Genomic DNA, 4816 nt, shown 5'->3' with positions numbered 1-4816 from the left:
ATGGGTGTATCCCGGCCCCGGAGACACACATAGCGTTCCACTCACTGCCCACGGTCCGGCGCGAACCGGACATTCACCCCCAGGTCCGAGTTGCCTGGACCCCGGCCAGCACCAGCCCACCTGCTCAGCCGCCTTTGCTCTGCGGTCAGCGGTCGTCGGGCTCCTCGGGGACCCACCAGCCGCCCCGGTACAGGGTGCCGCGGGCCGGCTCCGCGGGGGCGGGACGGCGGCGGCGCGACCGGCGTACCCGGCTGACCACGAACCAGCCGACCGCGCCGACGCAGACCACGATGACGCCCTTCTGCAGCGTCCCGACGTACGTCTCGACGACGTGCCAGTTCTCGCCGAGCAGGTAGCCGGCGAGCACGAAGGCGCTGTTCCAGATGAGGCTGCCCAGCGCGGTGAAGAGCAGGAAGACCGGCACGGGCATCCGTTCCACGCCGGCCGGGATGGAGATGAGACTGCGGAAGATCGGAATCATCCGGCCGAAGAACACGGCCTTGACGCCGTGCCGGAGGAACCACGCCTCGGTGCGGTCGACGTCCGTCAACTTGACCAGCGGCAGCCGGCCGACCAGGGCGCGCATCCGGTCCCGGCCCAGGGCCGCGCCCACGTAGTAGAGGGCCAGTGCCCCCAGCACCGACCCGAGGGTGGTCCACGCGATCGCCCCGACCAGGCTCATCCGCCCCTGGCTGGCGGTGAACCCGGCCAGCGGCAGGATCACCTCGCTGGGGATGGGCGGGAAGAGGTTCTCCAGGGCCACCGCGAGACCGGCGCCCGGGCCGCCGAGCCGTTCGACCAGGCCGGTGACCCAACCGACGGGTCCTTCGCCGGCCGGCTCGGCGGCGCGCGGAGCCGCCACCCGGGGGCCGGCGAGGAGCTGTGCGTTTCCGATCATCCGACAACGTTACGAGGCGATACGACCGGCGACCACGGAAAGCGGTGCCCAGTACGCTGCGGGGCATGCGTACGCCGCTGCGCCTGGCCGTCGCCCAGCCGCTCTGCCGCTCGCACGACGTCACCGGCAACGCCGAGCGGCACGCCGCCGCGGTCCGGGTCGCCGGAGCGCGGGTGGTCGTCTTCCCTGAGCTGTCGCTCACCGGCTACGAGTTGGACGCGGCCCCGCTGGACCCGGCCGACGCCCGGCTCGCGCCCCTGGTCGCGGCCTGCGCCGACAGCGGTGCCCTGGCGCTGGCGGGCGCGCCGGTGGTGGGGCGGCACATCGCGGTCCTGGCGGTGGACGGCGACGGCGCCCGGGTGGCGTACCGGAAGATGTGGCTGGGTGGCGCGGAGCCGCAGCATTTCCGGCCGGGGCCGGAGCCGGCGGTGCTCGAGGTGGACGGTTGGCGGCTGGGCCTGGCGGTCGGCCGGGACACCGGCGTCGCGGCGCACGCCGCCGCGACGGTCGCCGGGGGTGCGGACGCCTATGTGGCCGGCGTGCTGGAGTCGGCCGAGGACGCGGCGGTGCCGGAGGAACGCGCCCGCCGGATCGCCACCGCACACGGCTTGTGGGTGGCGGTGGCCAGCTTCGCCGGCGCCACCGGTGGCGGCTACTCGCGGGCGGCCGGGGGTTCGGGGATCTGGTCGCCGGCCGGTTCGGCGGTGGCCCGGGCCGGGACGGGCACCGGCGAACTGGTCGCGGCGGTTCTCCATTGAGGACGGACGCCCCGGCGCCGGACCGGTCACCTAGGGTGGCGCGGTGGGGTCCGCCGGCCCCGGGAGGGAGGAAGCCCGTGGCGACCGCTCCCCTGGCCTCCGGCCGGACCGCCGACGTGTACGCCCTGGCCGGCGGCCGGGTGCTGCGCCGCTACCGGTCGGGTGGTGACGTGCGCGCCGAGGCCGAGGTGATGCGCCACCTGCACGCCGCCGGCTACCCGGTGCCCCGGGTGCACCACGCCGACGGTCCGGACCTGGTGCTCGAACGGGTTGCCGGCCCGACCCTGGTCGAGGCGTTCGTCGCCGGCGACGTGACGCTCCGGACCGTGGCGCGGCTGCTCGTCGACCTGCACGCCCGGCTGCACGCGCTGCCGGCCCTCCGGTCGGCCGACCGCGCGGTCCGACTCCTGCACCTCGACCTGCACGCGGAGAACGTGCTCCTCACGCCCGCCGGCCCGGTCGTCATCGACTGGGCCACCGCCACCGAGGGGCCGCCCGCACTGGACCGGGCGATGACCGCGCTGATCATCGCGGAGGCCGCGGTGGACCCCTCGCTCCCGCTGCGGGCGGCGGCGGGCGAGCTGCTGTCGGCGTACGTGGCCGAGGCGGGGCCGCTGGCGCCGGCGCCGCAGGCCGTTGCGCGGCGGTGCGGACTGGGGCCGCTCGAGACCGCCCGGCTGCCCGAGGCGGCCGCCCTGGTCGAGGCGACGGTCCGGGCGGCCGGCCGGTGAGCGGGCGGCTGGCGGGCATCCGGCGCTACCCGGTGAAGTCGCTGCTGGGCGAGGAGCTGGACGAGGTGGCCGTGGACGGGGCCGGGCTGGCCGGGGACCGGCGGCTCGCCCTGCTGCACCGGGAGACGGGGCGGGTGGCGAGCGCGAAGAACCCGTACCGGTGGCGGGCGCTGACCACGTTGCGGGCCAGCGGCGTCGACGCCGGGGTCCGGATCGCGCTGCCCGACGGCCGCGTCGTCGGGGCCGGCGACGACGGGGTGGACGACGTGCTCTCCGCGCTGCTCGGGGCGCCGGTGACACTGATCAGCACCCCGCCGCCGGACGCGGTGCTCGAACGGTCCCGCCCCGAGGAGGTGCTCGCCGCGGGGGTGGCGGTGCCCGTGCCGGTGGACGAGGGGCGGCTCGGGGCAGCCGCGCCGCCCGGCGGCTTCGTCGACTTCGCCCCGGTGCACCTGCTGACCACCGCGACGCTGCGGCGGATCGGGGCGGAGCTGCCGTCGGGCACGGTGGACCCGGTGCGCTACCGGCCGAACCTGGTGCTGGACACCGACGGTGCCGGATTCGAGGAGAACGACTGGCCGGGCCGGGAGCTGCGGATCGGTCCCGAGCTGGTGCTGCGGGTGCTGGCCCGCACGCCCCGCTGCGCGGTGCCGACCCTGGCGCACGGTCCGCTCCCCCGCGACCCGGAGGCGCTGCGCGTCCCGGCCCGCCTCAACCGGGTGGTGCCGCTGGACGGCCTGGCGCCGCAGCCCTGCGTCGGCGCGTACGCGCAGGTGGTCCGCGCCGGTCGGGTGCGGACGGGTGACCCGGTGCGGCTGGCCTGAGCCGGGCGGCGGCTCAGCCCTCGCCCCGGCCGTCCCCGCGCAGCCCCGCGTACGCGTCGAGCAGGTCCTGGAGGGCGGTGGCCGTGGCGTCGTCGAGCTTGCCGTCCTCGGCCATGTCGTCGATCCGCTCGCGCAGGTCCTCCACGCGCTTCACCCGGTCCCGGGGCTTGCCCCGGTCCAGCTCGGCGGCCTTCTCGCGCAGGTCGTTCGCGGTCTTCCGGTCGATCCGGCCGTCCGCCACCGCCTGGTCGACCACGTCGGCGAACTGCCCGGCGAGCTGGCGCAGGGTGACCGGCGCCGGCCGGGTGCTGGCCGGCCCGGAGGTGGCCGGCGCCGACGGGGACGGCTCCTCCGTGGGCGTCGTGCCCGTCGACGGGCCGGCGACCGGCCCGGTGCCGGTCGGGGTGTCGGGGTTGTCGTCGAGCAGGAGCGTGCCGACCAGGGCGAGCAGCAGCACCACCCCGGCGGCGACCAGCGCTCCGATGAGCCGGTTCGACCGGCCGGCCGGCCAGGCGGGCGGCGGTGGGACCGGGCGGGGAGCCCTTTCGATCAGCGTCGGCGGGTGCTCCGGCCGGGACACCGTGGGCAGGATCGCGGTCGGCGGGTCGGCCGGCTGGCCGGCGCCGAGCCGAGTGGCGAGCTGGGCGGCGGTGGGCCGCCGCGCCGGGTCCACGGCCAGGCAGGCCAGGGTGAGGTCGGCGACGTCGGCGGGCAGCCCGGGGATGCGCAGCGGCGGCACCGGGGGCCGGTTGTCCCGCACGTCGAGCACGTCGTCCCAGGTCTGCACGGGCAGCGGGGCGCGCCCGCTGAGGGTGCGGTAGAGCAGGGCGCCGAGGGCGTACACGTCGCTGGCCGGGTTCGCCGGGCCCGGGGTCATCCGCTCCGGCGCGAAGTAGGCGGGGGTGCCCATCAGCAGCTCGCCCGTCTGCCCGGCGAGCGGGTGCCGCGGCCCGGCCAGGGTGGCGATGCCGAAGTCGAGCACCTTCGCCCCGGTCTCGGTGAGCATCACGTTGCCCGGCTTGATGTCGCGGTGCACCACGCCGATGCGGTGTGCGGCGGCGAGGGCGGCCGCGATCTGCCCGGCCAGTCGGACGGCCTCCGGCCAGGGAAGCGGGCCATTGGTCAGCCGGTCGGCGAGGGTGCGTCCCTCCACCAGCTCCATCACCAGGTAGGGCACCACCGAGCCGTCGGGGAGGCCGGCCTCGCCGTAGTCGTACACCTGGGTCACGTGCGGGTGGGTGAGCCGCGCCGCGGCCCGGGCCTCGCGCTGGATGGTGGCGCGCAGCTGCGGGTCGGCGGCGAGCTGCGTGGCGAGGGCCTTCACCGCGACGGGGCGGTGCAGGACCTCGTCGTCGGCGCGCCACACCTCGGACATCCCGCCGAGCCCGATGCGCTCGCGCAGGACGTACCGATCGTGCAGCCGGAGCGAGGGCGTGAACGGCGACATGGTGGTCCAGTGTGCCTGGCCGGCGGGGTGCCCCACCAACCCGGTGCCCGGTTCCGCGCCGATCGGGCGGTTCCGGGCCGAAGATGAACCCGTCCGGGTGGCGCCGGCCACCGGGACGGGGCCGCCGACCGGGTCAGGACTGGCAGGTGGGCACCCGG

5 protein-coding genes are annotated in these 4816 nt (G+C 76.8%); 3 read left to right on the top strand and 2 right to left on the bottom strand.

Annotated elements, in window-relative coordinates; all coding sequences use genetic code 11:
• Nucleotides 1-145: 145 nt before the first annotated feature.
• The gene (locus ACW0Q9_RS29205) at nt 146-898 is read right to left on the bottom strand and encodes a DedA family protein (protein WP_456186771.1); all 753 of its coding nucleotides are present in this window, start codon (nt 896-898) and stop codon (nt 146-148) included.
• 65 nt (nt 899-963) lie between these two features.
• Between ACW0Q9_RS29205 and ACW0Q9_RS29200 the strand changes: the two genes are divergently transcribed.
• The 3 genes from ACW0Q9_RS29200 (at nt 964) to ACW0Q9_RS29190 (ending at nt 3211) form a co-directional block, all read left to right on the top strand.
• Nucleotides 964-1656: a nitrilase-related carbon-nitrogen hydrolase gene (locus ACW0Q9_RS29200; protein WP_456186769.1), complete on the top strand. Its 693-nt coding sequence runs from the start codon at nt 964-966 to the stop codon at nt 1654-1656.
• A 77-nt stretch (nt 1657-1733) separates the two neighbouring features.
• On the top strand, nt 1734-2387 hold the full coding sequence (locus tag ACW0Q9_RS29195) for a phosphotransferase (protein WP_456186767.1): 654 nt from the start codon (nt 1734-1736) through the stop codon (nt 2385-2387).
• Entirely contained in the window at nt 2384-3211 is an 828-nt protein-coding gene (locus tag ACW0Q9_RS29190) for an MOSC domain-containing protein (RefSeq protein ID WP_456186765.1), read from the top strand. The genes ACW0Q9_RS29195 and ACW0Q9_RS29190 overlap by 4 nt, the downstream gene beginning before the upstream one ends.
• A gap of 13 nt (nt 3212-3224) precedes the next feature.
• Here the strand turns inward: ACW0Q9_RS29190 and ACW0Q9_RS29185 are convergent, their stop codons facing one another.
• Nucleotides 3225-4658, bottom strand: a complete 1434-nt coding sequence (locus ACW0Q9_RS29185) for a protein kinase domain-containing protein (RefSeq protein WP_456186763.1) — start codon at nt 4656-4658, stop codon at nt 3225-3227.
• Nucleotides 4659-4816: the final 158 nt, after the last annotated feature.

This window comes from Micromonospora sp. I033, from assembly GCF_053890995.1.
This window is presented reverse-complemented; position numbering and strand designations above follow the sequence as displayed.

Bases quoted from the DNA above. Each gene is read 5' to 3' on its own strand.
- ACW0Q9_RS29200 (WP_456186769.1), top strand. From the start codon at position 964: ATGCGTACGCCGCTGCGCCTGGCCGTCGCCCAGCCGCTCTGCCGCTCG.
- ACW0Q9_RS29205 (WP_456186771.1), bottom strand. From the start codon at position 898: ATGATCGGAAACGCACAGCTCCTCGCCGGCCCCCGGGTGGCGGCTCCG.
- ACW0Q9_RS29185 (WP_456186763.1), bottom strand. From the start codon at position 4,658: ATGTCGCCGTTCACGCCCTCGCTCCGGCTGCACGATCGGTACGTCCTG.